At 41.3% G+C, this 26,646-nt stretch carries 24 protein-coding genes, 16 tRNA genes and 2 rRNA genes (1 of these 42 running past the window's edge); 12 read left to right on the top strand and 30 right to left on the bottom strand.

All coding sequences use genetic code 11. The features are described 5' to 3' along the window. Positions 1-64: 64 nt before the first annotated feature. Together MKX73_RS03960 and MKX73_RS03965 are read right to left on the bottom strand one after the other, a co-directional pair. Positions 65-409 carry a YlbF family regulator gene (locus tag MKX73_RS03960; RefSeq protein WP_065216702.1) on the bottom strand — a complete coding sequence of 115 codons (345 nt, stop codon included), beginning with the start codon at positions 407-409 and terminating at the stop codon, positions 65-67. 22 nt (positions 410-431) lie between these two features. Continuing rightward, entirely contained in the window at positions 432-1,577 is a 1,146-nt protein-coding gene (locus MKX73_RS03965) for a DUF445 family protein (RefSeq protein ID WP_340716392.1), read from the bottom strand. A 108-nt stretch (positions 1,578-1,685) separates the two neighbouring features. Here MKX73_RS03965 and MKX73_RS03970 point away from each other — a divergent pair, with 108 nt between their 5' ends. Continuing rightward, on the top strand, positions 1,686-1,895 hold the full coding sequence (locus MKX73_RS03970) for a YheE family protein (RefSeq protein ID WP_340716393.1): 210 nt from the start codon (positions 1,686-1,688) through the stop codon (positions 1,893-1,895). A 415-nt stretch (positions 1,896-2,310) separates the two neighbouring features. Next, a complete protein-coding gene (locus tag MKX73_RS03975; protein WP_340718840.1) occupies positions 2,311-3,621 on the top strand; it encodes a hemolysin family protein in 1,311 nt (436 codons plus the stop codon). A gap of 82 nt (positions 3,622-3,703) precedes the next feature. Here MKX73_RS03975 and MKX73_RS03980 read toward each other — a convergent pair whose 3' ends face one another. The 3 genes from MKX73_RS03980 to MKX73_RS03990 all read right to left on the bottom strand — a co-directional run bounded on the left by MKX73_RS03980 (position 3,704) and on the right by MKX73_RS03990 (position 7,151). Beyond that, on the bottom strand, positions 3,704-4,351 hold the full coding sequence (locus MKX73_RS03980; protein WP_340716394.1) for a response regulator transcription factor: 648 nt from the start codon (positions 4,349-4,351) through the stop codon (positions 3,704-3,706). A 10-nt stretch (positions 4,352-4,361) separates the two neighbouring features. Further along, positions 4,362-5,474 (bottom strand): GAF domain-containing sensor histidine kinase, encoded by a 1,113-nt coding sequence (locus MKX73_RS03985; protein WP_340716395.1) that lies wholly within the window; start codon positions 5,472-5,474, stop codon positions 4,362-4,364. A 135-nt stretch (positions 5,475-5,609) separates the two neighbouring features. Continuing rightward, positions 5,610-7,151, bottom strand: a complete 1,542-nt coding sequence (locus MKX73_RS03990) for a GNAT family N-acetyltransferase (protein WP_340716396.1) — start codon at positions 7,149-7,151, stop codon at positions 5,610-5,612. Between the two features lie 151 nt (positions 7,152-7,302). Here MKX73_RS03990 and MKX73_RS03995 point away from each other — a divergent pair, with 151 nt between their 5' ends. Genes MKX73_RS03995 through MKX73_RS04005 form a run of 3 tightly spaced genes read left to right on the top strand, consistent with a single transcriptional unit; the run spans position 7,303 to position 9,091 of the window. Continuing rightward, complete coding sequence (locus MKX73_RS03995) at positions 7,303-7,728, top strand: disulfide oxidoreductase (RefSeq protein WP_340716397.1); 426 nt, start codon at positions 7,303-7,305, stop codon at positions 7,726-7,728. A gap of 1 nt (position 7,729) precedes the next feature. Next, positions 7,730-8,200: a thioredoxin family protein gene (locus MKX73_RS04000; RefSeq protein ID WP_340716398.1), complete on the top strand. Its 471-nt coding sequence runs from the start codon at positions 7,730-7,732 to the stop codon at positions 8,198-8,200. 57 nt (positions 8,201-8,257) lie between these two features. Further along, the gene (locus tag MKX73_RS04005; protein WP_340716399.1) at positions 8,258-9,091 is read left to right on the top strand and encodes an RluA family pseudouridine synthase; all 834 of its coding nucleotides are present in this window, start codon (positions 8,258-8,260) and stop codon (positions 9,089-9,091) included. A gap of 40 nt (positions 9,092-9,131) precedes the next feature. On the opposite strand, the gene MKX73_RS04010 is transcribed toward MKX73_RS04005, so the two are convergent. Both MKX73_RS04010 and MKX73_RS04015 read right to left on the bottom strand, forming a co-directional pair. Then, positions 9,132-9,680, bottom strand: a complete 549-nt coding sequence (locus MKX73_RS04010; protein WP_340716400.1) for an acyl dehydratase — start codon at positions 9,678-9,680, stop codon at positions 9,132-9,134. Between the two features lie 30 nt (positions 9,681-9,710). Continuing rightward, the gene (locus tag MKX73_RS04015; protein ID WP_340716401.1) at positions 9,711-10,541 is read right to left on the bottom strand and encodes an aldo/keto reductase; all 831 of its coding nucleotides are present in this window, start codon (positions 10,539-10,541) and stop codon (positions 9,711-9,713) included. A 188-nt stretch (positions 10,542-10,729) separates the two neighbouring features. Between MKX73_RS04015 and MKX73_RS04020 the strand changes: the two genes are divergently transcribed. Continuing rightward, positions 10,730-12,343 (top strand): long-chain fatty acid--CoA ligase, encoded by a 1,614-nt coding sequence (locus tag MKX73_RS04020; protein WP_340716402.1) that lies wholly within the window; start codon positions 10,730-10,732, stop codon positions 12,341-12,343. 45 nt (positions 12,344-12,388) lie between these two features. On the opposite strand, the gene MKX73_RS04025 is transcribed toward MKX73_RS04020, so the two are convergent. After that, positions 12,389-12,553, bottom strand: a complete 165-nt coding sequence (locus MKX73_RS04025; protein WP_340716403.1) for a multidrug ABC transporter ATPase — start codon at positions 12,551-12,553, stop codon at positions 12,389-12,391. Positions 12,554-12,922: 369 nt separating this feature from the next. Between MKX73_RS04025 and MKX73_RS04030 the strand changes: the two genes are divergently transcribed. The 3 genes from MKX73_RS04030 to MKX73_RS04040 all read left to right on the top strand — a co-directional run bounded on the left by MKX73_RS04030 (position 12,923) and on the right by MKX73_RS04040 (position 16,582). Further along, positions 12,923-13,810, top strand: a complete 888-nt coding sequence (locus MKX73_RS04030) for a VOC family protein (RefSeq protein ID WP_340716404.1) — start codon at positions 12,923-12,925, stop codon at positions 13,808-13,810. A 112-nt stretch (positions 13,811-13,922) separates the two neighbouring features. Further along, positions 13,923-14,690 (top strand): sporulation protein, encoded by a 768-nt coding sequence (locus MKX73_RS04035; RefSeq protein ID WP_340716405.1) that lies wholly within the window; start codon positions 13,923-13,925, stop codon positions 14,688-14,690. A gap of 323 nt (positions 14,691-15,013) precedes the next feature. Then, a complete protein-coding gene (locus tag MKX73_RS04040) occupies positions 15,014-16,582 on the top strand; it encodes an IS1182 family transposase (RefSeq protein WP_340715958.1) in 1,569 nt (522 codons plus the stop codon). A 106-nt stretch (positions 16,583-16,688) separates the two neighbouring features. Here MKX73_RS04040 and trmL read toward each other — a convergent pair whose 3' ends face one another. Continuing rightward, positions 16,689-17,162 (bottom strand): tRNA (uridine(34)/cytosine(34)/5-carboxymethylaminomethyluridine(34)-2'-O)-methyltransferase TrmL, encoded by a 474-nt coding sequence (gene trmL / locus MKX73_RS04045; protein ID WP_014822725.1) that lies wholly within the window; start codon positions 17,160-17,162, stop codon positions 16,689-16,691. 17 nt (positions 17,163-17,179) lie between these two features. After that, positions 17,180-18,313, bottom strand: a complete 1,134-nt coding sequence (gene queG, locus MKX73_RS04050; protein ID WP_340716406.1) for a tRNA epoxyqueuosine(34) reductase QueG — start codon at positions 18,311-18,313, stop codon at positions 17,180-17,182. Positions 18,314-18,413: 100 nt separating this feature from the next. On the opposite strand from queG, the gene MKX73_RS04055 reads away from it, so the two are divergent. Next, the gene (locus tag MKX73_RS04055; RefSeq protein WP_340716407.1) at positions 18,414-19,103 is read left to right on the top strand and encodes a B3/B4 domain-containing protein; all 690 of its coding nucleotides are present in this window, start codon (positions 18,414-18,416) and stop codon (positions 19,101-19,103) included. A 13-nt stretch (positions 19,104-19,116) separates the two neighbouring features. Then, positions 19,117-19,626: a DIP1984 family protein gene (locus MKX73_RS04060; RefSeq protein ID WP_340716408.1), complete on the top strand. Its 510-nt coding sequence runs from the start codon at positions 19,117-19,119 to the stop codon at positions 19,624-19,626. A gap of 230 nt (positions 19,627-19,856) precedes the next feature. Here the strand turns inward: MKX73_RS04060 and MKX73_RS04065 are convergent, their stop codons facing one another. Beyond that, the gene (locus tag MKX73_RS04065; protein ID WP_340716409.1) at positions 19,857-20,768 is read right to left on the bottom strand and encodes a S66 peptidase family protein; all 912 of its coding nucleotides are present in this window, start codon (positions 20,766-20,768) and stop codon (positions 19,857-19,859) included. Positions 20,769-20,896: 128 nt separating this feature from the next. Between MKX73_RS04065 and MKX73_RS04070 the strand changes: the two genes are divergently transcribed. Beyond that, positions 20,897-21,775: a DMT family transporter gene (locus MKX73_RS04070; protein WP_340716410.1), complete on the top strand. Its 879-nt coding sequence runs from the start codon at positions 20,897-20,899 to the stop codon at positions 21,773-21,775. Between the two features lie 32 nt (positions 21,776-21,807). Here the strand turns inward: MKX73_RS04070 and nagB are convergent, their stop codons facing one another. From nagB to MKX73_RS04165, 19 genes are all read right to left on the bottom strand, one after another. Beyond that, a complete protein-coding gene (gene nagB, locus MKX73_RS04075; RefSeq protein ID WP_340716411.1) occupies positions 21,808-22,539 on the bottom strand; it encodes a glucosamine-6-phosphate deaminase in 732 nt (243 codons plus the stop codon). A gap of 456 nt (positions 22,540-22,995) precedes the next feature. Further along, positions 22,996-23,076: transfer RNA gene (locus MKX73_RS04080), tRNA-Leu, on the bottom strand. Positions 23,077-23,119: 43 nt separating this feature from the next. Beyond that, positions 23,120-23,193, bottom strand: a tRNA-Cys gene (locus MKX73_RS04085). A 5-nt stretch (positions 23,194-23,198) separates the two neighbouring features. After that, positions 23,199-23,273, bottom strand: a tRNA-Gly gene (locus MKX73_RS04090). Positions 23,274-23,284: 11 nt separating this feature from the next. Continuing rightward, a tRNA-Gln gene (locus tag MKX73_RS04095) sits at positions 23,285-23,359 on the bottom strand. A gap of 22 nt (positions 23,360-23,381) precedes the next feature. After that, positions 23,382-23,457 (bottom strand) — tRNA-His (locus MKX73_RS04100). A 39-nt stretch (positions 23,458-23,496) separates the two neighbouring features. Continuing rightward, positions 23,497-23,572 (bottom strand) — tRNA-His (locus MKX73_RS04105). A gap of 32 nt (positions 23,573-23,604) precedes the next feature. Continuing rightward, positions 23,605-23,678 (bottom strand) — tRNA-Trp (locus tag MKX73_RS04110). A gap of 10 nt (positions 23,679-23,688) precedes the next feature. After that, positions 23,689-23,772: transfer RNA gene (locus MKX73_RS04115), tRNA-Tyr, on the bottom strand. Positions 23,773-23,778: 6 nt separating this feature from the next. Next, positions 23,779-23,854 (bottom strand) — tRNA-Thr (locus tag MKX73_RS04120). A 7-nt stretch (positions 23,855-23,861) separates the two neighbouring features. Next, positions 23,862-23,937: transfer RNA gene (locus MKX73_RS04125), tRNA-Phe, on the bottom strand. 20 nt (positions 23,938-23,957) lie between these two features. Beyond that, positions 23,958-24,033: transfer RNA gene (locus tag MKX73_RS04130), tRNA-Asp, on the bottom strand. A gap of 3 nt (positions 24,034-24,036) precedes the next feature. Next, a tRNA-Met gene (locus MKX73_RS04135) sits at positions 24,037-24,111 on the bottom strand. An 18-nt stretch (positions 24,112-24,129) separates the two neighbouring features. Next, a tRNA-Val gene (locus MKX73_RS04140) sits at positions 24,130-24,205 on the bottom strand. A gap of 28 nt (positions 24,206-24,233) precedes the next feature. Further along, positions 24,234-24,308, bottom strand: a tRNA-Glu gene (locus tag MKX73_RS04145). Between the two features lie 16 nt (positions 24,309-24,324). Next, positions 24,325-24,416: transfer RNA gene (locus MKX73_RS04150), tRNA-Ser, on the bottom strand. Between the two features lie 9 nt (positions 24,417-24,425). Next, positions 24,426-24,501 (bottom strand) — tRNA-Asn (locus MKX73_RS04155). Positions 24,502-24,515: 14 nt separating this feature from the next. Further along, a 5S ribosomal RNA gene (gene rrf / locus MKX73_RS04160) occupies positions 24,516-24,631 on the bottom strand. A 122-nt stretch (positions 24,632-24,753) separates the two neighbouring features. After that, positions 24,754-26,646, bottom strand: a 23S ribosomal RNA gene (locus MKX73_RS04165); it runs 1,036 nt beyond the window's last position.

Consider the following 26,646-nt stretch of genomic DNA (forward strand, 5'->3'; position numbering starts at 1 on the left):
TATATGCTTCTTTATTAATTTTTCGTTAGTTAAAGAATTCTACTTCTATCCAAGTTCCTGGATCTTACAGTCCGTCGTACATTGCTTGGATTGGCTGTGTGATAATGCGGTTAATTTCTTGGATTACTGCGCTTAAAGCCATTTCCGCTTCTAGCATTGCGATAATTTTCGCGTTTTGCTGAGCCAATTGTGCCGTTTTTTGTAAAAATACATATTCTTCTTCTGTAATTTCTTCACCAGCATTTTGTTTGTCCTGCATCTTTAATTGAACATCGCGGAAGTTTGTGAATAATACTTTCGCTTCCTCGTCTGCACGGACAGTTTCCACTGCGTTCTTTAAATTTTGAAACTCATCAGTCTTGCGGAATGTTGCTTCAAGTTTATTAATATCTTCGTAAATATTAATCATGTAATATTCCTACTTTCTCTTTTTAGTTCGTCAAAAAGACGATTATCGCTTGAATGATCCCGACAAGACCACCAATAATGCCGCCCAGCCAAGTGATTAATTTCAGCTCTTTACTAATAATACCTAGTACAAGCTCTTCTAATTTGGCGATAGGGAAAGAATCTACCTGCTCTCGAACGACTTCCGCTAAATTCAATCGCTTTAGTACGTCTTCGATTTTTCCTTCTGCTGCAATAAATGTTTTATCCATCATTTTAGGCAGCAGTTCATTTGCAGCCCAGTCTTTTCCTTGTGGCCAATAGTCATTAATCGTTTTATCCAGGCGTGCCTCCAATGCCAGTGCATTTTTTGCATAGCTTTGGATACTCGTTTCAATCGTATCAAAGTTTACATCATTCATAAAGTCCATTGCCGGGCGATTTTTAATTTTTTCCCACTCCGTTGTGAAAATCCGATGTAAAAGCGCGGCTGTTCCTGGAGCTTTCAAAAACTTTATAAGCTCGCGCTGTACTTTATCAACGAGTGATGTCGAGTCTCCCAAAAACATTTGGATCATTCCGCCAAATGAACCTTTTGTCGTTAAAAAGTCATCCAGCATGTTTTTGATTGTCATCGTACCTTCCGGCGACATAAAATAATCTTCGCCTTTTTGGAGTATCTGTACGACCGCCTCCTCGATTTTCTCGTCCAGCACAGGCTCCAGATCATTCGGTAACAATTCCCGAATCGATTTTGTTGATAACGTATTTTTTACTTTATGGAATTGTACGTGAATAAGTTCATCTACTTTTCCTTCCACTGTTTGCGGCAATTGTGTGAAACCCGCCAAACGAATCCAGTCATTAATCGTTTTTTCGTTAGTAAAAATTTCTTGCGTCACTTTATTTTGTGCAAAGGTTAATACATTTTCGCGTATTTCCTTTGATAAAAACTTCTTCTTAATTGTTTCGGGTGTCAGTAAATAGTCCGAAACAGTCTTTCCTAGCTGAATCGCTAAATCCCCGCGGCGTTTCGGAATCAGACCCGGCGTTAACGGCAGCTTCCATCTTTTAAAATAGATAGGTTTATAAGGTCTGAACAGCATTTTGATTGCCATATAGTTTGTCGCTGCACCAACGACTGCCCCTACAACACCAAGCAGGAATAATAGCGAAATAAATTCTCCCATTTTGCTCACTCTTTCTTCATCATGTGTATGTTCTATTATTAATTTCAAAAAAGAAAAATTGCAACAATGTACTACTTTCTTGTACGATAAAAATGGGAGGGAAGTTTCATGATTCAACATTTTAGCTATAAGCCATTATTTGAAAACAGTCAAATTCCGGGGTGGTCCATCCGCTTTTTCTATGAACAGAAACGTTATACAGCGGAATATTATAAAGACGGAAGCATCAAATTCTTTGGGGAAACTCCTGCTGAAGAACAGAAAGAACAGCTTGAGAAAATGATTCACGAGTTAATGCTCTTTCACGTTTATGAATAAAAAAGAAATGGGAGCAGTCGAATTTCGATGCTCCCATTTTTATGCGCGTTTCGAGTAATCATAATTTAATAGCTGGCTGCAGAAAATTATAGTTGCTGGCGTTTGCTAATTATTCTGCCTACTAAATTATCATTATCTACCATTTCACAGTAGCATAAATCTATTGAAATTTCAATTTTCTATCAATTTATCCACATTTGGTAAATCATTCATTTTTATCATTATGGATATTAAATTCCCCTACAAATTTTTTCCTCAATTTTCAAATTCATAAATTGTTTTTTTTACATAAATATTTTATGATTGTAGTATTAAAATTTTTTTAGGAGGTGTACTCTTTATTTGCCACGCTCATTTGCGCCGCAAATAGGGAATATAGTTGGACGTAGACATAGGAATCGAACTAACCATTAGGTTGATAGCATTTGCTATCTTAATTGCCGCTACGGCATTTTTTGTTGCAACTGAGTTTGCAATAGTTAAAGTAAGAACGACAAAAATCGATCAGCTTGTTGCAGAAGGAAATAAATCTGCAATACGGGCAAAAAAGGTAATTTCAAACCTGGATGAGTATTTATCTGCTTGTCAGCTCGGAATTACGATTACGGCATTAGGACTCGGATGGCTTGGAGAACCAACTTTCGAAATCATTCTTCATCCAGTATTTGAGTTCTTTAACTTAAGTGGTAATGTCACAACTGTTCTTTCATTTATTGTTGCCTTCTCACTCGTAACATTTATACACGTTGTCGTAGGGGAATTAGCACCAAAAACTCTCGCTATTCAAAAAGCAGAAGCCGTAACATTAAAGCTGTCCGGATTTTTAATTCTGTTCCATAATATCATGTATCCTTTCATCCGTGCTTTAAACGGATCGGCACGTGGATTAACTGGGCTTTTCGGCTTAAAAATGATTTCTGAATCTGAAGAAGCACACTCTGAAGAAGAGCTTCGCATGATTTTATCAGACAGCTTTAAAGGTGGGGAAATTAACCACTCGGAATACGAATATGTAAATAGTATTTTTGAGTTTTCTGATCGGATAGCGAAGGAGATAATGGTTCCTCGAACTGAGATTATCAGTATTGAAAGAGGTCAAACGATTCGCGAAGTATTTGAAGTAATGGGCATTGAACAATATACACGATACCCAGTTACTGATGGGGACAAAGACCATGTCATCGGCCTTGTTAACATGAAACATTTATTAACAGCCTATATTAAAGATGCGGCAAACGGCGATAAGCTGGTTGATGATTATATGCAACCGGTAATTCGAGTAATCGAAACAATTCCTGTCAGTGATTTATTGTTAAAAATTCAAAACGAACGTATTCATATGGCTATTTTAATGGATGAATACGGTGGTACTTCCGGTTTAGTCACAATTGAAGATATTATCGAGGAAATTATCGGTGATATTCAAGATGAATTCGATGAAGATGAAATTCCGGAAATTCAGGAAATCGCAGAAGATCACTATATCTTTGACTCTAAAATGTTGTTGCAGGAAATGAATGATATTTTAGGTACAACAATTGAAGATGAAGATATCGATACGATCGGCGGCTGGTTCATGACGCAACGCTTTGATGTTCAAGAAGGCGATATCATTGAATCAGAAGGCTATAGGTTCAAAGTAACCGAGCTGGACGGTCACCACATTTTGTATATTGAAGTCACAAAACTTCCGCCGTCTGAAACGACAGACGAGGAAATTCTATAATCGATACAAAAAACCTCACTTTTTTTCCTGCCGGAGAAAAAGTGAGGTTTTTAATTTTTTCGGATGAGACAATTTCCCGCATTTAACTTTCATTCGTTTCCGTTAAATTATGCTTCACTGCATATAAAGCCGCCTGAGTACGGTCCTGTACATGGAGCTTCGCAAAAATATTCGATATATGGGTTTTAACCGTTTTTTCAGTCACATATAAGGAAGAAGCAATTTCCCTGTTGCTTTTACCCTTTGTCAATTCCGCCAATACGTCCTGTTCTCTCGGTGTCAGCGGATTTAAAATATGCGGTTTGTTCTCATCTTCGCGCAGCCCTTCTTCCAATTGCGTAGTCGCTTCCGGATGGATCGTATTTTCGCCGCGCATAATCTGCCGGATCGATTCCACTAGATCATCCGGTTCGATATCTTTCAGCTGGTAGCCTGATGCCCCTGCATCTATTGCCGGCAGCACATGGTCTTTATCCGAAAAACTTGTCAGCATCAGTACTTTAATATGCGGCCAGTTGTTTTTAATTTTCTTTGTCGCCTGGATGCCATCCATCTCAGGCATGACGAGGTCCATTAAAACAATATCGGGAGAAAGTTGTTCAACAAGTTCTACTGCTTCTAATCCGTTTTTCGCTTCGCCAACAACCTCGATATCCTTTTGAGTTTTTAAAAAGAATAATAATCCCCGTCTTACTACATGATGGTCATCTGCTATCAGTACCCGTATCATCAAATCCCCCCTAGTACGGTAAACGGACAAGTAATTCTGTCCCTTTTCCAATTTCACTTACCCAATCCGCGGTTCCTCCAACTGCATGTGCCCTGTCAATAATTGATTGCATGCCGATCGATGGTATACGGCGATGTGCCTCTACATTAAAACCATGGCCTGCATCGTTTACAACGAGTAACACATCGGTAGCCGTCACGTTGATATATATTTCCACACTTTTAACACCCGCATGTTTCCGTACATTATTCAATGCTTCCTGAGTAATTCGGAATAGCGTTTCCTCTACTCTTGATGGAAATTGAATGACACCGGAAACATTGACCGTTAATTTCAGGCTCAGCATTTCCGCATACACTTTAATCGCTTCGATAAGTCCGCTTTCCAAACCTTTCGGACGGAGCTGCCAAATAAGTGCACGCATTTCCGTCAAAGCCTCCTGTGTAAGCTGCTGAATATCTTTAAATGTTTCTTTAATCTCCAGCTCGTTGCTCATCTCTACTCCTGCACGGGCTGTCAGTGTTACGGAAAAAAGAAGCTGGTTGACAGAATCATGTAAATCGCGTGCTAAGCGGTTACGTTCCTGAACTAATGCAATTTCCTGCTGTTCATTCGTTAAATAAATACGTTTAATCGCCGAACCCATTTGAAAGGCAACCGATTCAAGCAAATCCAGCTCTTCATCGGAAAAGCGTACCGTATTTCTTGAAGCGACATTCAGCAGCCCGAAACGTTCCTGCCCTGATTGCAGCGGTACAGTCGCATGGTGGGTAATTTCATTATGGTCGCCTACATTTGCGGCAATGGCACTTTCTATGCGCTGGCATTCAATAATATTCGAAGCTTTTTTCAATTCTTCATTGCGGAAGCGGGACACACACCAGCACCCGCCCTTTTTTAAATAGTGACAATCATTATGGCTAAGCGCATCCGGCAAATCCTGTTTCACGACAAGCTCGGATTTTCCCTTTTCATCAATAAAGAAAATCCACCCTGTTTCGAATTTCGTCCCGCTTAAAAATTTCGACAGCGCACCATTCAGCATCGGAATCATCTCTGTTTCCTCATTCAACAGCTCAGCAATTTCTTTTAATATGGCAATATTCGATTGATCTTTTGTCATACTGGCTCTTCCTTTTCAACTTCACTTTTCTATATCATACCATTTCAATTAAATAGTACGCACCGCTATTCCTCTCATACTTTTGAATGAAAAAAAATCCTGCTATCTTTTACAATAGCAGAATTTCTCTGTAAATTATTTTAAATACTCCACGCGGTAAACGTCATGGCGTCTGTCTTTAAGATGCTTAACGGTACCGTCTTGGCGTTGTCGTCTTAGTATTTCCAGATCGACATCCCCGATCAATACCATTTCCAGGTTCGGACTCGTCTCTCCTACAATTCCATCCCTCGCAAATTCAAAATCGCTTGGTGCGAAAATGGCCGATTGCGCATATTGGATGTCCATGTTTTCCGTTTCAGGCAAGTTGCCGACCGTTCCGGAAATAACCGTATAAATCTGATTTTCAATCGCACGAGACTGTGCACAATAACGCACGCGTAAATAGCCTTGACGATCTTCTGTACAAAACGGTGTGAAAATTATATTCGCGCCCATATCTGTCGCAATGCGTGCAAGTTCCGGAAACTCGATATCATAACAGATCTGAATGGCAATCTTACCGCAGTCCGTATCGAACACACGGACTTTATCACCGTTACTGATTCCCCACCATTTACGTTCATTTGGTGTGATGTGAATTTTATATTGTTTTTCAATCGTTCCATCACGTCTGAATAAATAGGCGATATTGTAGATTTCCTCGTCCTCTTCCTCTACAAAATGCGAACCGCCGATAATATTGACATTGTAGCGGACCGCCAAACTTGTAAACAGCTCGATATATTCAGGTGTATATTTCGTCAGCTTACGTACAGCCTGTGACGGCGATTTCTCATTTAAGAAACTCATCAGCTGCGTCGTGAAAATTTCCGGGAATACAACAAAATCAGATCCTGCATCGGACCCGACATCCACAAAGTATTCACACTGCTTCGCGAAGTCTTCAAAGGAATCGATCGCGCGCATCATATATTGCACAACACAAATACGCACCGGATAACTCGTCTTGAAGTGACGCTTAGTCAGCGGTCGGTAATCCACGTTGTTCCATTCCATTAATGTCGCATACTTGCCTGAAGCTCTATCGTCCGGTAAATAGTTGGGATTGATACGCATTAAAATAAAGCCGTTCATCATCTGGAATGTCAGCACCGGGTCATATATTTTATGGCGACTTACCGCATCCACATAATCACGTGGACTCATCTCATCCGAATGGACATGGTAGTTTGGGATTCGGCCGCCAATAATGATTGATTTCAAATTAAGTGTTCGCGCCAGATCTTTCCGCGCCTCATAAAGCCTTTGACCAACTTTCATACGGCGATATGCCGGGTGCACCATTACTTCAATTCCGTACAGGTTATAGCCATCCGGATTGTGATTTGTAATAAAGCCATTGTCGGTAATATCATTCCATGTATGGCGGTCATCGTATTCATCGAAGTTAATGCGAAGACTAGAGCAGGAACCGATTACTTTCCCATCAAGCTCGGCTACCATTTGTCCTTCAGGGAAGATCGTTAAATGGCTGTATAGATGTGCTCGTTCCCATGGCTCCATGCCTGGAAAGCATATACTCTGTATCTCTAATATTGAGTCAATATCCTCTGTTGTCATATTTCGGATAATCATTGGTTTTTCAAATTGGGACATATCTAATGAATCTGTCATGCAAAACTCCCCCTCCATATTTAACTTTCCTTTTAATAGCTCTTGATAAACGTAGTAATTTACTTTTTCTTGAATTCAAACTATAATCAATGAGAATATATATGAAAACTTCTGCTGATAGAAGTTAAAATTTGAATATCGAGGTAGCGTTATGTCAAAAAAACTTGAAAATGCCTTGCTCATTATTTGGGTTGTATCGTTGACAGCGACGTTTGGATCATTGTATTTTTCTGAAATACGAGGCTACGAACCATGTACATTATGCTGGTATCAGCGCATTATAATGTACCCTATTATGCTGATTTCAACGATTGCCTACATCCAGAAAAATGCGAAAATTGCATTAACAACAGCCGTGTTCTCTACGATCGGAGCGGCAACATCACTTTATCATTATAGCCTGCAAAAGCTTGTTTTTATGCAGGATGCAGCACCTGCTTGTGGTCGTGTAGCATGTACCGGTCAGTATATAAACTGGCTAGGCTTCATAACGATCCCGTTTTTGGCGCTTACTGCCTTTATTATTATAGCAGGAGTCAGTTTTTATATGTTAAAGGTTTTAAAGGGGGAGAAATAATTTGAAAAAGTTAGCGATTGTCGGTGCAGTTATTGTCGTATTATTCGCAGCAATTATTGTGCTGACAAACATGAAAAACAATGAAAAACTGGAAAACAATCCGTACGGTACAGACAACTTAAAACAATCAACAATCGATTTACTGGACGATGAAAACTATCAAAATATCATTCTACCTGATGCACTGGCAGAGAAAATCGAGTCAGGTGACGGTGTTGTCGGCTATTTCTTCAGTCCTGAATGTTCTCACTGCCAAAACTACACGCCAAAACTTATGCCGATTGCCGATGAGCTGGATGTTCAAGTTGATCAATTAAACATTCTTGAGTATACGGATGAGTGGAATACTTATAATATTCAAGCAACACCAACTCTTATCTATTTCGAGAACGGTGAAGAAGTTGCTCGTTTAGAAGGTGACGCACCGGATGAAACAACGCGTCAATTCTTTAACGATGTTGTGTTAAAATAAGACTATATTCAAAATCGTGTTCTTTACGAGCACGATTTTTCATTTGGAGGAAAATTAATGTTCACATATATCATTCACGAAAACGGACAAACCGTTGAAGACCTTTTGCGCGAAAAGTGGCGCTTAGGCAAAAAGCTTGTTCATGAATTACGTATGGCTAAGGCAGTCACAATCGATGGCGAGCCAGTTATTTGGAAGGAGCCTTTCGAAAAAGGGACGAAAATCGAATTTGCTTTTGATATTCCCGCTTCGAACTATATTCCAACGGACAGCTGTGATGTAAATATCCGCTATGAAGATGAGCACTGCCTAATTGTTTCAAAACCTAAAGGCATGGCGACACATCCAAACGAACCAATGGACAACGACACTTGCATGAATCATGTAATGCGTCATATTGTGGACAACGGCGGGCATTATGCAGAGCACGTACACCGTTTGGACCAAGGAACAAACGGCTTACTGCTTGTTGCAAAGCATCCGATTGCCAAGTCCATTTTTGATCGCATGATTGAGGAAAAAACAATTGTCCGTACGTATGCGGCAGAAGTACAGGGCAACCTTCGTACAGACAGCGGTACGATCAACGCCGCCATCGGTAAAGACCGTCATCACAATACCCGCCGTGTCGTGTCACCTACTGGCCAGCACGCGGTTACACATTATGAAGTAGTGAATCGCTATAAAGGGACATGTGTTGTCCATGTTGTACTTGAGACAGGACGTACACATCAGATTCGCGTGCATATGGCGCATTTAGGTCACCCGATTGTAGGCGATACAATGTACGGCGCACGTGAAACCGCATCAGGCGATTATGCATTGCATGCCATTCAGCTAGCATTTATGCACCCGTTTTTAGACGAGCAGATCATCGTTACAGATAACTAAAAAAACAGGCGTCCGTAATTGAACTACGGACGCCCTTTTCTTATCTTTTTTCACGCTCAATATAGGTTACTTCATTCGCTCTCGAAAGTTGATAGATTAAGCTTCTGCCGGTTGAGTGCAATTCTTTTTCTTTAATTATAAACTGATCCCCTGTTTTTGTTGTAACTGTGATATCTCCCTTGTTACTGCCTACCACATATTCATAAACAACTTCATCGAGTTCATCCCACCGATATTTTTGTTCATCAAATAAATAGTGTCGTTCCAACTGTTCCTGGCTAATCAGCAGATAATTTTGAGTCGATAAATAACCAATGCCAATACTCAATATTAAGAGTAATAGACCAATCAAATAAACTTTCATATTACGCCTGTACGCTAAAAGCCAAAACATCACAATCAGAACAAAACCTGTTAAAAGGACAAGTCTAAAATTAATCGGGTTTGGAATAAATGTAGCGGCAGACTTATTGTACAGGAAAAATTCATTCTGAAAAATCGGATGAAAAACCATAATTAAAGGTGCAATAACTACAACCGTTACTGCCGACATCGCGAAAAACAAACTCGGCGAAAAATTTTTAAACACTGTTCTACTCCCCCCTAAGTAAAAACGATGTTAGAAATCAAAATTGAAATTATCCGGATCTTTTCCGAATCGTTCATTACGATTCAATGTATTTAACTGCTGCATTGTTTCATTAGTTAATTCGAAATGATAGAGCTCACTATTTTCTTTAATGCGTGAAGCTGTAACAGATTTCGGAATGATGATGACATCATTTTGTAAATGCCAACGTAAGATGATTTGTGCTGGTGATACATTATATTCATCTGCAATACGAATAATCGTTTCATCTTTTAAAACATTTCCACGCCCTAGCGGTGACCACGCTGTTACTGCAATCTGCTGCTGATTACAAAATGCGCGAAGCGGCTCCTGTGACAAATACGGATGGGCTTCGATCTGGTTGACCATTGGCGCGACATTGCAAGTCGCCATAATTTCTTTTAAATGGTGTTCATGATGGTTGGAGACTCCGGGTACACGAATAAGCTTCTCATCGTATAAGCGCTCAATTGCGCGGTACGTATCTACATATTTACCCTCGACCGGCCAATGTGTCAGATAAAGATCCACATAATCCATATCAAGCTTTTTCAATGATGTTTCAAATGCACGCAATGTATTGTCATACCCTTGGTCGCTGTTCCAAACCTTTGTTGTGACAAAGATGTCCTCGCGCGGTACAGAAGAATGGCGGATTGCTTCCCCTACTTCTTCTTCATTGTAGTAAAGCGCAGCTGTGTCGATTGCACGGTAACCTAAATCAAGCGCTGTTTCAATCGCCTGAAGTGTTTCATCACGGTCCGTCATTTTATAAACCCCTAAACCTAAATAAGGCATTTCTACGCCATTCGTTAACTTTTTCGTTGATTGCAAATTCATATTTTTCACCTCTTAGATTTGATTGTCTTTATTATAACATTCTAATTACTTGTCGTTTATTAATTGCTATTATTTGTTAAAATGTACGATATTGTAAATTATTATCTAGTATATTACTATTCACAGAATAATCCATCAGCTTCAGGAGTATATATTATAATATATTCTCGTTGAGGAGCTGAAAAACTATGATGGATACACAACTAGTTTTGACTGGATTTTTAAAGCGTGCACAACGGTACTTCCCGAATAAACAAATTATCTCCCGTACAAGCCCCACAAAAACCCATCGCATTACATTCAATGACTATGTAAAAAGAACGCACAAATTAGCGGATGCGCTGACAAAGCTCGGGATGAAACGCGGCACAAAAGTCGGCACATTTGCCTGGAATCATCACCGGCACCTGGAAGCGTATTTTGCGATTCCATGCAGCGGTGCGATTTTACACACAATTAACATCCGCCTTGCTCCTGAACATATTGTTTATATTATCAACCATGCCGAAGATGAAATTTTATTGATTGATAGCGATTTATTCCCGTTAGTCGAGCCTGCGCTTGTCCACCTGAAAACAGTTAAGCATATTATCGTCATGGGTGAGGAGTTAAGCGCTCCGCAATCCAGTTTCCCGAATGTATACAGCTATGAACAGCTCCTTCAGGAAGCGGATGGCAATTTCGAGTTCCCGACAGATCTGGACGAAAACCTGCCGGCAGGGATGTGCTATACTTCTGCAACAACGGGTATGCCAAAAGGTGTCGTCTATACACACCGAAGCATCGTGCTTCATAGCCTGGCACTTGGCCTTGCAGAATCCTTTGCAATTAAAGAAAGTGACACTGCCCTCCCTGTTGTGCCGATGTTCCATGTAAATGCATGGGGCTTCCCATTTGCTGCATTGAATTTCGGCTCCAATATCGTATTGCCAGGACCGATGATGACACCAAGTTTAATACTCGACTTGGTTGAACAAGAAAAGGTGACAATTACAGCAGGTGTTCCAACAATTTGGCTTGGCGCACTCGCTGAGCAGGAAAAAAATCCGCGTGACCTTTCTTCTGTCCGTTTAATTATTTCAGGTGGTTCGGCATCACCAAAAGGATTAATTCAGGCTTACAATGAAAAACTTGGTGTCCCGTACATCAACGCCTACGGTATGACAGAAACGTCACCGCTTGTAAGTATGTCGTATTTAACAAGCGATATGAACGACTACACAGAAGATGAACAGTTAAATATCCGTGTTTCACAAGGGTTGACGGTTTCGCTGATTGAAACAGAAGTGGTGAATGAAAATGGCCCGGTTCCATGGGATGGAAAAACAATGGGTGAGCTGCGTGTCCGCGGTCCTTGGATAGCCTCTGAATACTACAATGATGAACGGACGAATGAGGCATTCCGGGATGGTTGGCTTTATACAGGTGACATTGCGGTCTATACAAAAGAAGGCTATATCAAGCTTACCGATCGTACGAAAGACCTTATCAAATCCGGCGGGGAATGGATTTCTTCCGTTGATCTGGAAAATGCCCTCATGTCACATCCGGCTGTTTTCGAAGCAGCCGTAATCGCGGTTCCGCATCCGAAGTGGCAGGAACGTCCGTTGGCATGTGTTGTTTTAAAAGAAGGTGCAACGGCATCTAAAGAAGAGCTTATCGAGTCAATCGAACTGGACTTTGCAAAATGGTGGCTTCCGGACGATGTCGTATTTTTAAATGAAATTCCAAAAACTTCTGTCGGCAAATTTTTAAAAGCCACACTGCGAGAACAATTAAAAGACTATAAAGTTCAACTTTAACGAAAGAAAATGTGCACTGAAACGCAAATTCCAGTGCACATTTATTTATTTTTCTTCTTCCTCTTCATCATCAAACTGCTGAGGATCTGAAATACGTTCCGCTTCTTCCAATTGTCCGCCGTCTCGTAAGTTCTCCATTTGCTTCCCGAGAATTTTCAGCTCATCCATCGTATTCGCCATATTCCCGTTAACGATTTCTTCTCTTTTCATACACTATCCCTCCAAATTAATTTAGTATTATTTTTTTCCAATTTTGACTGATTTCTGTCATAAATAAAGTATTCATTCAAATAATTTATGCTATACTGAAAAAAGAGATAATTAAAACATGAGGAGGATTCTTCCATGAAATTACTTTTAATTCTTGGTGTCAGCATATCATTTTTAGTTGCTATTTTCACTGCTGGCTATGACAGCAAACCATTCCCAAAAGAAAGATAATTCCACTAGCTTTCCAGTAAAGGACAATCGTCGAATAGCGATTGTCTTTTTCGTTTGACTTTTCTTGTTGTATATTTTATATTAGTTACATAAAGTAAGTTGATTATAAAAAATAACCATCAAGGGAGTTCATATATTATGGCTACACATTTTCATAAAAAACCTAATCTATACCCAGCTCATGTTCAATTAAAGGTTTCTGACTTAGTACGTTCGATCGAATACTACACAACGATTATCGGCTTTAAAGTATTAAAGCAGACAGAAACGGAAGCATACTTAACAGCAGACGGACAAACAGGCCTAGTATCATTAGTCGAAGTACAAAATGCTCAGCCGCTTAAACAAGGCTTTGCAGGTTTATACCACTTAGCATTACTATTACCCTCCCGCAAGGACTTAGGAAACATCGTACAGCATTTTGTTAACATGAATATTCGTCTCGGTGCTGCAGACCATGATGTTTCAGAAGCGCTTTACTTGAACGATCCGGATGGAAACGGAATCGAAATTTATATCGACCGTCATGAATCGGAATGGACTTGGAATCAGGATGACCAAGTGCATATGGTGACAGAACAGCTTAATTTCCAGCCTATTTTAGCAGCTGCAGACGGCAATTGGAACGGTCTGCCTGCTGACACTGTTATGGGGCATGTACACTTATCCGTAGTAAATCTGGACAAATCGGAACAGTTTTATACAAATGTATTGGATTATAATGTTGTAACACGTTACGGTGCACAGGCACTGTTCGTATCAACTGGTAAATACCATCACCATTTCGGTTTAAACACTTGGAACAGCAACAACGGCCATGCTCCGACAAACGATATGGTCGGCTTAAAATCCTTTACGGTCGTGTTAAAGGATGCACAATATGCTGAAGAAGTAAAACAAAGCCTGACTACTAACGGCTTCATCGTCGATAACTTTGCAGAAGCACCAGCATATGGTGGGACTCAATTATTCTCAACAGTCGATCCAAACGGGTTACGCATCGTATTTACATTAGATGGTGAATAGTATAACTTGATAACCTAAAAGCAAGAGCCCGAAAAATCTTTCGGGCTCTTTTTGAAACTTTCTTTTTTATCCTACGTATATATAATTAATTATAATTAACGGAGGAATTCATTTGTCACTATTTAATAAAGTTTTAGCAAGTGTTGGTATAGGAGCTGCAAAAGTTGATACAAAACTGCACAAATCCACATACACATTGAATGAAAATATTTCAGGTGTTGTCGAAATCATCGGGGGCAGCACAGAACAGCAAATTGATGCAATCTATCTGACACTTCATACAAACTTTATCCGCGAAGTCGATGATAAGAAGATTAAAGATGAAGCGGTGCTGCAAAAATACAAATTAAATGAGCCATTTACAATTCAGGCAGACGAAAAACGCCAGATTCCATTTTCATTCGCCCTGCCCCCTGTTGTTCCGGTAACGACGGGCAACTCGCGTGTATGGATTCAGACGGGCTTGGATATTAAAAATGCGGTAGATCCTAAAGATAAAGACTTTATCGAAATTCAGCCGACACGCCTTGCAAATGGTGTGTTAACAGCCATTCAAAACATGGGTTTCCGGTTGCGTAAAGTAGATAACGAGCAAGCCCCATCTTACTTACGCCGCCAAACACCGATTGTACAGGAATTTGAATTTACACCGACAAACAGCACGTATCGCCGGTATCTAGACGAACTTGAAGTTGTCTTTTTACAGCAATCACCAAACTCAGCCGAGATTTTATTGCAGGTAGACCGACGTGCCCGCGGACTTGGAGGATTTTTATCCGAAGCATTCGATATGGATGAAAGCTTCATCCGCCTCACATTATCCGAACACGACAATATCCAGGCAAAGGTTGAGCAAGTGATTAAAACGAAGATGAAATAAAACAAGGGGGGTGGGACAAAACCCGCCTCAAAATCAAAAGCCGTTCAAATTTTACGATGAGTAAAGTTTGAACGGCTTTATTATTATGTGTCTACTATGTAGTCGTTGTTCTCCGTTACGGCGGACGCTTTCCTGGGGGCACGGCTCGAGCCTGTAGTCTCTCCCACGTGCTTGTCCCCTGGGAGTCGCCGCCTTCACTCCGAACAACTAATTTTTCTTCTATATCAAGTAAATCTCTGCATAATTTCAGGCATGAAAAAAGGACATTCTCTGTTAAAATTTAAGTATCCTACAACCAAATTTCAAACGAAAGAAGTGTCCCTATGTTTAAAGATTATAACATGAATCAAATTATATTACCGCTAGATTTAGAAGTAAAGTTACATAAAAATGATATTGCCTTTTCTATCCATCATTTGGTCGAAAGCATTCCGAACGAAGCTTTCGCTCCTTTTATTCACCATACTGGTTGTCCATCATATCATCCACGTATGATGCTAAAGCTGATTTTATGCGGTTACACACAATCCACTTTTTCAGGAAGAAAAATAGAGGATCTGACAAGAGACAGTATCCGTATGATGTGGCTTGCCCAAGGATATGAACCAAGTTATCGCACTATTAACCGTTTTCGTGTACATCCCAATATGAAGGAACTCATTCGCCAATGTTTTGTACAATTCCGCTGTCAGCTAGTTGAAGAAAAACTCATCGATCAAGAAGCGATTTTTATCGATGGCACAAAGATTGAGGCAAATGCCAATAAGTTCACATTTGTTTGGAAAAAATCAGTGGAAAAACATCATACCAACCTCGTAGAAAAATCAAATAAACTTTACGATGAGTTATTGGAACATCAAATTATTCCTGAAATCAAACGTGAAAGTGATGAGCAGTTATCGATAGAAGAGTTAACTCAAGTAGCACATCACCTAGAAGAAGTAGTCGACGACTATACAAGCAAAATAGAACATTCTGAAGATGTCATTGAGCGAAAAAGATTACGTAGCGAACGAAAAACACCGAAGCAAATCCTCAAACAAGTACATGATTGGATCATAAGAAAGCAGAAATACCAAAAAGATTTTGAAGTGTTTGGCACACGTAACAGTTATTCAAAGACGGATCATGAAGCAACATTTATGCGGATGAAAGATGACTATATGCAAAACGGCCAATTGAAGCCAGGGTATAATGTACAAATCGCTACAGAAGGTCAATATACACTCGCGTACGATGTATTTCCAAATCCAACAGACACGAAAACACTTATTCCATTTCTTAGTCAAATTGAAGAAAATTATTTCGAGTTACCAAAACATATTGTAGCGGATGCCGGATACGGCAGTGAACAGAATTACCATGATATTCTTAACAAACGCAAACGAACTCCACTCATTACATTTAATCAATACTTGAACGAACAGAAGCGAAAATATAAAAATGATCCTTTTAAGACAAGTAATTGGGTGTATGAGAAAGAAAACGATGTCTACATTTGCCCAAATGAAAAGAGATTACGATTCCAATATAACTCTGTTCGTACAGATAAATCGGGTTTCCAACGAGAATTTAAAATCTATGAATGTGAGGAATGTACAGGGTGTCCTTTCCGTACAAAATGTACAAAAGCTGCAGAAGGTAAAAATCGTAGACTCATGATTAATGAGAAATGGGAAAAACAAAAAGAAGAAGTAAGAGTGAAGCTTTCAGAAGAAAAAACGGCTGCCATTTATCGTCGACGTAAAATCGACGTGGAACCAGTTTTTGGATTCTTGAAGGCTAATTTGTGTTTCCGTCGATTTTCTGTTCGTGGAAAATCGAAAGTTACTAACGAAATAGGTTTGGCATTAATGGCCACAAATTTAAGGAAGTATGCGGTAAGAGGATAACACCTCTTCCAATATTTTCTTTATAAAACGCAAAAAAGAGAAATTGCATTGTGCAATTTCTCTTTTTGCGTAAACTGGAACTAATTCTGTCCCAACCCCCTTGTTGTTATTTTAACCCCGGGTAGTTTTGCTGTCTTAGTACTTCGTAAATAACGATTGCCGCTGTGTTTGATAAATTCAAAGAGCGGATATGGTCACTTTGCGGGATGCGCAGACACATATCGGCACGCTCTTTTGCAAATTCCTTTGGCAGGCCTGTCGTTTCTCTTCCGAACATAAAATACAGGTCCCGTTCTGAATTGCTGAAATCATGTGTCGTAAACGGCTCATCACTATATGTCTCAATTAAATACACATCGCCATCTTTACTGTACTCGATAAAATCCTCTAATGAATCATGGTAAACGACATTCACATGTTCCCAATAATCCAATCCGGCGCGCTTCAGCATTTTGTCATCTGTTGAAAAGCCCAATGGACGGATTAAATGTAATGATGTATTCGTTCCAGCACATGTGCGGGCAATGTTGCCTGTATTTGCTGGAATTTCTGGTTGATATAATACGATATGGTTTGGCACTTCTCGATCCTTCTCTCTTAATGATTTAACATTGCCAGCCCTTTTTCAATCTCGGCCAGCACTTCTTCATCCTGCTCTGTTTTTCTGGCAGTCAGTAAAATATCCTCTGCCTCATCTGTTCCGATTTTTCCGATTGCCCATGCAGCCGTCCCTCTTAATACGGGGCGTTCATCTTTTTGCAGCACTTGAACTAAGTCTGGCATGGCCGCTTCTTCTTTGAAGTGGGCAAGCGCTAAAATGGCGTTGCGCTGAATCGGCTTTTTACCGCGCCATGAGCCGGATACCTGTCCAAACTTCGCTTTAAATTCCTTATTGGAAATCGATAGAAGCGGCTGAAGTAACGGTTTTGCGATTTCAGGATCCGGTGTGAATTCATCATGAATCCAGTTCAGCTTCCCTTTATTCTTCGGACACACGGTCTGGCACGTATCACAGCCGTACAAACGGTTTCCGATTTTGGCACGAAACTCATCCGGCAAAAACCCTTTCGTCTGAGTTAAAAAGGCAATGCAACGCTGTGAATTCAATTGCCCCGGTGCGACGATCGCTCCTGTTGGACATACATCGATACATAATGTACAGTCACCGCATTCATCTTCCATCGGTGTATCAGGAGCAAACGGGATGTTCGTAATAATTTCCCCTAAATAGACGTACGAACCAAATTCAGGTGTAATAATAGAGCAATTTTTGGCGCTCCAGCCGATTCCTGCCCGTTCGGCAACCGCACGATCCACCAGTTCCCCGGTATCGACCATTGATTTCACCTTTACATTCGGCACACGTTCCTGCAGCCAGGCTTCAATAAGCTGCAGACGTTCACGGACTGCCGTGTGATAATCAATCCCCCATGAAGCACGGCAAAAGATGCCGCGACGCTCCCCTTTTTTCCCTTGTGGGGCATCTTGCATTCGGGAAGGATACGCAATGGCAATCGCAATAATACTTTCTGCTTCATCTAATAATTTTAAAGGCTCTGTCCGCAGCTCTATATTTGCTTCTTCAAAGCCCGATTGGTATGCTAATTGTTGCTGACGACGCAGACGATTCTTCAATTCATGAAACGGAGCAGCGGTCGTAAATCCGATTTTATCAACACCAATGGATGCTGCATATTTCACTAAATCTTCTTGAAGTTGATGAACTTTCATTTCACATGCTCCTTTCAAATGATACAATAAATATAAATTTATTTCGTATTACATAATTTAGTATTTTTCCCATTAAAAACAATGTAAGAAGGTGTTCTACATGAATATTTCAATAAATGAAGCTCTTTTTTCTGTAAATGAACAATTAAAAATTGGCCTCATCCATTATAGCAAAATTATCGTTGAAGAATCTCCTCAAATGATTAAAGGACGCACACAACTTTATCAGGAAAATCTGTATTTGGAATTACAGGAAAAACCTGTGACAGAACGACCTGGCATTAAAGAGTGGCGCCAGCTTTGGAAGGCTTTCGGCGGTGATCCGAACCGGTACCGTCACTCTGCGGAAAGTTTAATGCGACGTATCGCTAAACAGCAATATTTAGCACCGTTCCATTCGGCTGTTGATTTAAACAACTTCTTCTCACTGCAATTCGAGATTCCTGTTGGTATCTATGATTTAAATGCTATTGAAGGCGATGTGGAAATCGAAGTAGGCAATGAGACAACAAGCTATGAAGGGATTAACGGACGCTTCAATTCATTGGAGAATATCATCCATTCAAAAGATGCGCTCGGCCCATTCGGCAGCCCCTTTGTTGATTCAAAAAGAACGGCCGTAACAGAAGCTACGACAAATGCGCTGCAAATCTTTTATTTACGCCCTTCCTTAAGTGAAGAAGAAGCAACTAAACTATTGAGCAGTGCAGGGAACATGTTTACACAAATTAGCGGTGGCGAATATGAAGTACATATTCTAGCAAAGGAAAATTCAAAAGTTCAATTTTAAGGAGTGGAATCATTTGAGTATTAACTTAGCTGAGGCAGTAAAATTAAAAAGTATAATAACGAAGAGAATTCAGGAACGCACAATACAAGTACATTCATTAACACATGTCATCATTGAAAAAGGCGAACAGCCAAAAACCCCTGACTATTCTCTTGAAATGCTTGAAGCTGAGCTAAAAGAGCTTCGCTATGATTCACGTAAGCTTGATGCCCTTATCTACCGTGCGAACATCGACAATACGGTTGTATTTAAAGATGAGGAAATGCCCATTGTCGAAGCGATTGAACTGGCCAGCCAATTGCGCGCAGAAGCACAATTTTGTAAAAATCTTGGTTCTGAAGAGAAAGAAGCTTTTTACCATAATTCCGGTGATGCAATGCTTTACCGCGTGGCGTTGTACGATCCAATGACATATCGGAACCGCGCAAACGAGCTTGAAAAGGAAGCACATCGCCTTTCCAATTTAATTAATGCCAAAAACTATCAAGTTGAAATCGACTTTGACGACAGCAATTATTTCTAAACCTGGGGCGGTGAGACTCCAAACTAGGTAATAACGAGCGATTTATGCTTCGGCATTTCCAACAACTAGTCAAACCAATCACTCTTTACCGTTTACAATGTTACCTTTCACTCATAACCAACCATAGTAAAGGCAAACACAAACTTTTAGAGTAATTTTGCTCGCTCGTTATTAAAAGACACCTGCTCACATTTGTGAAAAGGTGTCTTTGCTTTTAAAACATATAATTCCTATTCTACACCCGGTAAAATTCTTAATGCCTTTTCATCAGCGTCCAATATTACGTCCACACCTAATGGAATCGCAATATTCGGTTCGCAGTGGCCAATTTTAAACCCGGCCAACACTGGTTTGTTAAACGGCTTCAAATACCCTTCGATTACCTTCAATACATCTTCATAGCTGTATGTATCATCCGACATATTAAAGTCTGCTATAACAAAGCCTGCTGCAAGCTCCAGCTTTCTTGAAAGACGCAGCTGGTTCAGCATTAAATCAATTTGCTCGATTGTTTCCCCTATGTCTTCAAGCAGTAAAATTTTATTGCGCACATCAATTTCAAATTTCGTCCCAAGTGTACTGACAATACGGTTTAAATTTCCGCCTGTCAATTCGCCGCGTACAACTCCCGGCACAACGGTCGTTAATGGTGAAATACTTTCCGTATACTGAATTTCAATCGGTTGGAACAGCTGCTGGAACATCTTTTTAGAAAGAGTATCCAGCTCCCCTTTTGGACTGGACATCATCGGACCATGGAATGTCACTAAATTTGCAAACTCGTTTACTTGAGTATGTAGAGCCGTCACATCGGAAAAGCCCCAAATAATTTTCGGATTGTCCTCGATTAACGGGTAGCTTATTTTATCGATAATTCTTGAAACTCCATAGCCTCCCGTCAATAAAAAGACTGCCTTCACTTCAGGATCAACAATCATCTGATGGAAATCTTTAATCCGCTCCTCATCGGTACCTGCCAGATAGCCTTCATATGCCTGCACCGTATTTCCAAGCTTATATTTTAAACCCAGCTCTTCTAAAAACGCTAATTTATCACCTAATGATTCTATCTTAAGCGGACTGCTTAAATTAACTAAACCTACAGTATCGCCGTGCTGTAATCTTGCTGGTCGAATTTTCATGTTAATGACCTCCTTTTACTTCTGTCGCTATTGTATCATAGCGTTTTATGTAAAGCGCATTGCAAATTCCATGTGGTTGTCCCTATAATAGGTAAAATCATTTTTCCAATATAAGGAGATGTATAATAATGAAATTTCCACCACAGCTACTGCTCATTTTAGCTACTTTATTATGGGGCGGTAACTTTGTAATTGGACGAGCTGTTTCCGGAGATATTCCTCCGATTACACTTGCCTTTTTACGATGGATTGTCGCTTTTCTCGTATTTTTTCCTATTGCTTACCAACGTACGAAAAAAGAATGGCCTGCGCTCAGACAGCATTGGGATGCAGTCATCATTTTAGCACTAACAGGAGTAGCAGCCTTCAATACGCTCGTTTATATCGGTTTACATTATACAACGTCCATCAATGCATCATTAATGAATTCATCAACACCGATTATTATATACATACTGAGCTTCATCTTTTTAAAAGAACGGTTAACAAAATTCCAGTTGACCGGCACGCTGCTGTCATTAGCCGGGGTGCTCTTTATTATATCAGGGGGCTCCTTGCAAAGCCTGCTTTCATTTTCATTCAACAAAGGCGACTTAATCGTAATAATTGCGGTAGTGTGCTGGAGTGTCTATTCATTACTGATTAAAAAATATGCTGGTAAATTGCCTGGGTACTCAACATTTTTAGTGACGATCGCAATCGGAGCTATTATGTTACTCCCATTTGCCCTATATGAACAACTTACAACGTCACAGGCAATCGTATGGAACGCTTCGACAATCGGGGCAATCATATATGTAGGAATCATTGCTTCTATTATTGCCTTTTTAAGCTGGAACACTGGCGTTGTCTCTTTAGGCGCAAATAAAGCCGGTATCTACCTGAACTTTATTCCAGTATTCGCTACAATCTTTGCCGTCCTGTTTTTAAATGAGCAACTCCTTCTTGCCCAAGTAATCGGTGGGATTGCAGTTATTGCAGGGGTATTTATTTCAGCAATAAAATAAAAAGGAGTGCACATTGTATGCACTCCTTTACTTTATTTAACATCTGTATAAATAACGGTTACATCCGGATGATTGTGCAGAGCGCTTGCAGGGAAGTCTTCTGTTACTATCCCACTGCGCAAACGATCAAAGGCCTCTTGTTTTGAAGCACCCGAAATTAACAATACAATCTTTTTGGAACTCAAAATTGTCTTGATGCCCATTGTAATGGCATGTGTCGGCACATCGTCAATGGAATCAAAATAAACTTGGTTCGCTTCACGTGTAGATTGTGCAAGCTCTACAATATTTGTACCTAAATCGAAAGATGTCCCCGGTTCATTAAAACCAATATGTCCATTCACACCAATTCCTAAAAGCTGTATATCAATATTTCCTGCTGCCTTGATCATCGCATCATATTCAGCTGCAGCCTTTTCTAAATTCGTTTTATTGCCTGCTGGTAAATTTATATTTTCACGTTTCATATCAATATGATGAAACAGATGATGATCCATATAATAATGGTAACTCGACTCATTTGCCGGATTAATGCCGATATATTCATCCAGGTTAAAAGATTTCGCCTGTGCAAAAGAGATTTTGCCCTCTTTGTATGCTGCAACCAGTTCTTTGTAAAAGCCTTCCGGAGTCCCTCCCGTAGCTAAACCAAGTACTGTTGCATTATTCTTTTTCAATTGATCTATAAAAATTGTTGCGGCAATTTTACTCATCTCATCATAGTTCGCCGCTTCAATCCATTTCAAATTTGTTGCTACATTCATTTATCCAATTCCCTACTTCCTCATTAAAATAGACATTTATTATTATTTTAATAATATTTTCTTCATTTTATATGCCTTGCATTATAGTGTTCATTCTATAGTAAACTTTTTTAAGAAGCTAGAAAAAAACATCTTATTTCCTATAAAAAGAGCGTGTAATGCCGCAAAATATATATAATTTATGCACCTTCCAAATATAAACGGAGTAAGCGGATGAATATATTGAATAACTTTATTTCACTTTAGGAAGTAGAAAGACCCCTTTTACAATTTTATTATTTATAGAATAATTTTCTTCAGTTAATTTACTGCAATAATTTATTGTTACAGGATTTTTCAAAGGTGAATTGATGAAATAAAAGTTTATACTACATTTAAAATAAGTCACTGAAAGCCAAAAAAACCCTTCAAAGACTATAAAAGCTTTGAAGGGTTTTTTCTGTTGTATTGAACTGATACCGAGTGTGGGACTTGAACCCACACGCCTCGCGGCAACGGATTTTGAGTCCGTCGTGTCTGCCATTCCACCAACTCGGCAAAATAAGGTAAAAAAAAATCGGATTTCCGATTAAGAAAAATATGGAGGCGGCAACCGGATTTGAACCGGTGATAAAGGTGTTGCAGACCTGTGCCTTACCACTTGGCTATGCCGCCATATTTGGAGCGGAAGACGAGGTTCGAACTCGCGACCCCCACCTTGGCAAGGTGGTGTTCTACCACTGAACTACTTCCGCAAATAAAAAAATGGCTGGGGTACCTGGATTCGAACCAGGGCATGACGGAATCAAAATCCGTTGCCTTACCGCTTGGCTATACCCCAATATTCAAAATTTAATATAAAATGGGGCGACTGATGGGAATCGAACCCACGAATGCCTGAACCACAATCAGGTGCGTTAACCACTTCGCCACAACCGCCATTATAATATAATTTTAATACTTAAACCTAAATAAAAATGGGGCGACTGATGGGAATCGAACCCACGAATGCCTGAACCACAATCAGGTGCGTTAACCACTTCGCCACAACCGCCACTATATTATTTTAAGTAATTTTAAGTTATTTGGCAGGGGCAGTAGGAATCGAACCCACACTGACGGTTTTGGAGACCGTAGTTCTACCTTTAAACTATGCCCCTATCAAAAGGATGGTGGAGGGGGACGGATTCGAACCGCCGAACCCTAAGGAGCGGATTTACAGTCCGCCGCGTTTAGCCACTTCGCTACCCCTCCAGGTAATGGTGCCGGCGAAAGGAGTCGAACCCTCGACCTACTGATTACAAGTCAGTTGCTCTACCAACTGAGCTACACCGGCAAAAATATGGTGGGTTTGGACGGAATCGAACCGCCGACACTTAGAGCTTCAATCTAATGCTCTACCAACTGAGCTACAAACCCACAATTTAATGTTTTAAAAATGGCGGTCCCGACCGGGATCGAACCGGCGATCTCCTGCGTGACAGGCAGGCATGTTAACCGCTACACCACGGGACCATTTGGTTGCGGGGGCAGGACTTGAACCTGCGACCTTCGGGTTATGAGCCCGACGAGCTACCACTGCTCCACCCCGCGATAATATTATTTGTTTAATGGTGGAGGATGACGGGCTCGAACCGCCGACCCCCTGCTTGTAAGGCAGGTGCTCTCCCAGCTGAGCTAATCCTCCACTGCTGGATACTTCTTATGTATCTTTTTGGTGACCCGTACGGGATTCGAACCCGTGTTACCGCCGTGAAAGGGCGGTGTCTTAACCACTTGACCAACGGGCCTCAATATAAATAAGCCTGGCGGAGAGTAAGGGATTTGAACCCTTGATGCAGGGTTACCCGCATACACGATTTCCAATCGTGCTCCTTCGGCCACTCGGACAACTCTCCAAGATTTAATGGCTCCGAAGGCAGGACTCGAACCTGCGACCTGCCGGTTAACAGCCGGATGCTCTACCAACTGAGCTACTTCGGAATAATTTTATAACAGCCTAGCGACGTCCTACTCTCACAGGGGGAAGCCCCCAACTACCATCGGCGCTAAAGAGCTTAACTTCCGTGTTCGGTATGGGAACGGGTGTGACCTCTTTGCCATCATCACTAGACTATTTATTCGAAAGACATTACTTATTATACCATACTTTTCTTGTTTGTCAAGTATTTATTACAATAATTTTTCATTCTTTCAAAACTGGATAAACGGTTCATTGAATTTGTGCAATAAAATGTGGTTAAGTCCTCGACCGATTAGTATTCGTCAGCTGCATGCGTCGCCGCACTTCCACCTCGAACCTATCTACCTGATCGTCTTTCAGGGGTCTTACTTACTTGCGTAATGGGAAATCTCATCTTGAGGGGGGCTTCATGCTTAGATGCTTTCAGCACTTATCCCGTCCATACATAGCTACCCAGCGATGCCTTTGGCAAGACAACTGGTACACCAGCGGTATGTCCATCCCGGTCCTCTCGTACTAAGGACAGCTCCTCTCAAATTTCCTACGCCCACGACGGATAGGGACCGAACTGTCTCACGACGTTCTGAACCCAGCTCGCGTACCGCTTTAATGGGCGAACAGCCCAACCCTTGGGACCGACTACAGCCCCAGGATGCGATGAGCCGACATCGAGGTGCCAAACCTCCCCGTCGATGTGGACTCTTGGGGGAGATAAGCCTGTTATCCCCGGGGTAGCTTTTATCCGTTGAGCGATGGCCCTTCCATGCGGAACCACCGGATCACTAAGCCCGTCTTTCGACCCTGCTCGACTTGTAGGTCTCGCAGTCAAGCTCCCTTATGCCTTTACACTCTACGAATGATTTCCAACCATTCTGAGGGAACCTTTGGGCGCCTCCGTTACTCTTTAGGAGGCGACCGCCCCAGTCAAACTGTCCGCCTGACACTGTCTCCTACCCCGCTAAGGGGCATGGGTTAGAAGTTCAATACAACCAGGGTAGTATCCCACCGACGCCTCCTTCGAAGCTGGCGCTCCGAGATCTCTGGCTCCTACCTATCCTGTACAAGTTGTACCAAAATTCAATATCAGGCTACAGTAAAGCTCCACGGGGTCTTTCCGTCCTGTCGCGGGTAACCTGCATCTTCACAGGTACTATAATTTCACCGAGTCTCTCGTTGAGACAGTGCCCAGATCGTTACGCCTTTCGTGCGGGTCGGAACTTACCCGACAAGGAATTTCGCTACCTTAGGACCGTTATAGTTACGGCCGCCGTTTACTGGGGCTTCAATTCACAGCTTCGCTTGCGCTAACCGCTCCTCTTAACCTTCCAGCACCGGGCAGGCGTCAGCCCCTATACGTCACCTTACGGTTTTGCAGAGACCTGTGTTTTTGCTAAACAGTCGCCTGGGCCTATTCACTGCGGCTTCTCTAGGCTATGCACCCAAAGAAGCACCCCTTCTCCCGAAGTTACGGGGTCATTTTGCCGAGTTCCTTAACGAGAGTTCTCTCGCACACCTTAGGATTCTCTCCTCGACTACCTGTGTCGGTTTGCGGTACGGGCACCTCTCACCTCGATAGAGGCTTTTCTTGGCAGTGTGAAATCAGGAACTTCGCTCATACGAGCTCGTCATCACAGCTCAACGTTATAGTATGCGGATTTGCCTACATACACGCCTTACTGCTTGAACACGCGCAACCAACGGCGTGCTTACCCTATCCTACTGCGTCCCCCCATTTCTCAAACGGTGAGGAGGTGGTACAGGAATATCAACCTGTTGTCCATCGCCTACGCCTATCGGCCTCGGCTTAGGTCCCGACTAACCCTGAGCGGACGAGCCTTCCTCAGGAAACCTTAGTCATACGGTGCATGGGATTCTCACCCATGTTTCGCTACTCATACCGGCATTCTCACTTCTAACCGCTCCACCAGTCCTTCCGGTCTGACTTCAACGCTGTTAGAACGCTCTCCTACCACGCATACTCAAAGTATGCATCCACAGCTTCGGTGAATCGTTTAGCCCCGATACATTTTCGGCGCAGCGTCACTCGACCAGTGAGCTATTACGCACTCTTTAAATGATGGCTGCTTCTAAGCCAACATCCTGGTTGTCTAAGCAACGCCACATCCTTTTCCACTTAACGATTACTTGGGGACCTTAGCTGGTGG

The organism is Solibacillus sp. FSL W7-1436, from assembly GCF_038007305.1.
Taxonomy (GTDB): Bacteria; Bacillota; Bacilli; order Bacillales_A; family Planococcaceae; genus Solibacillus.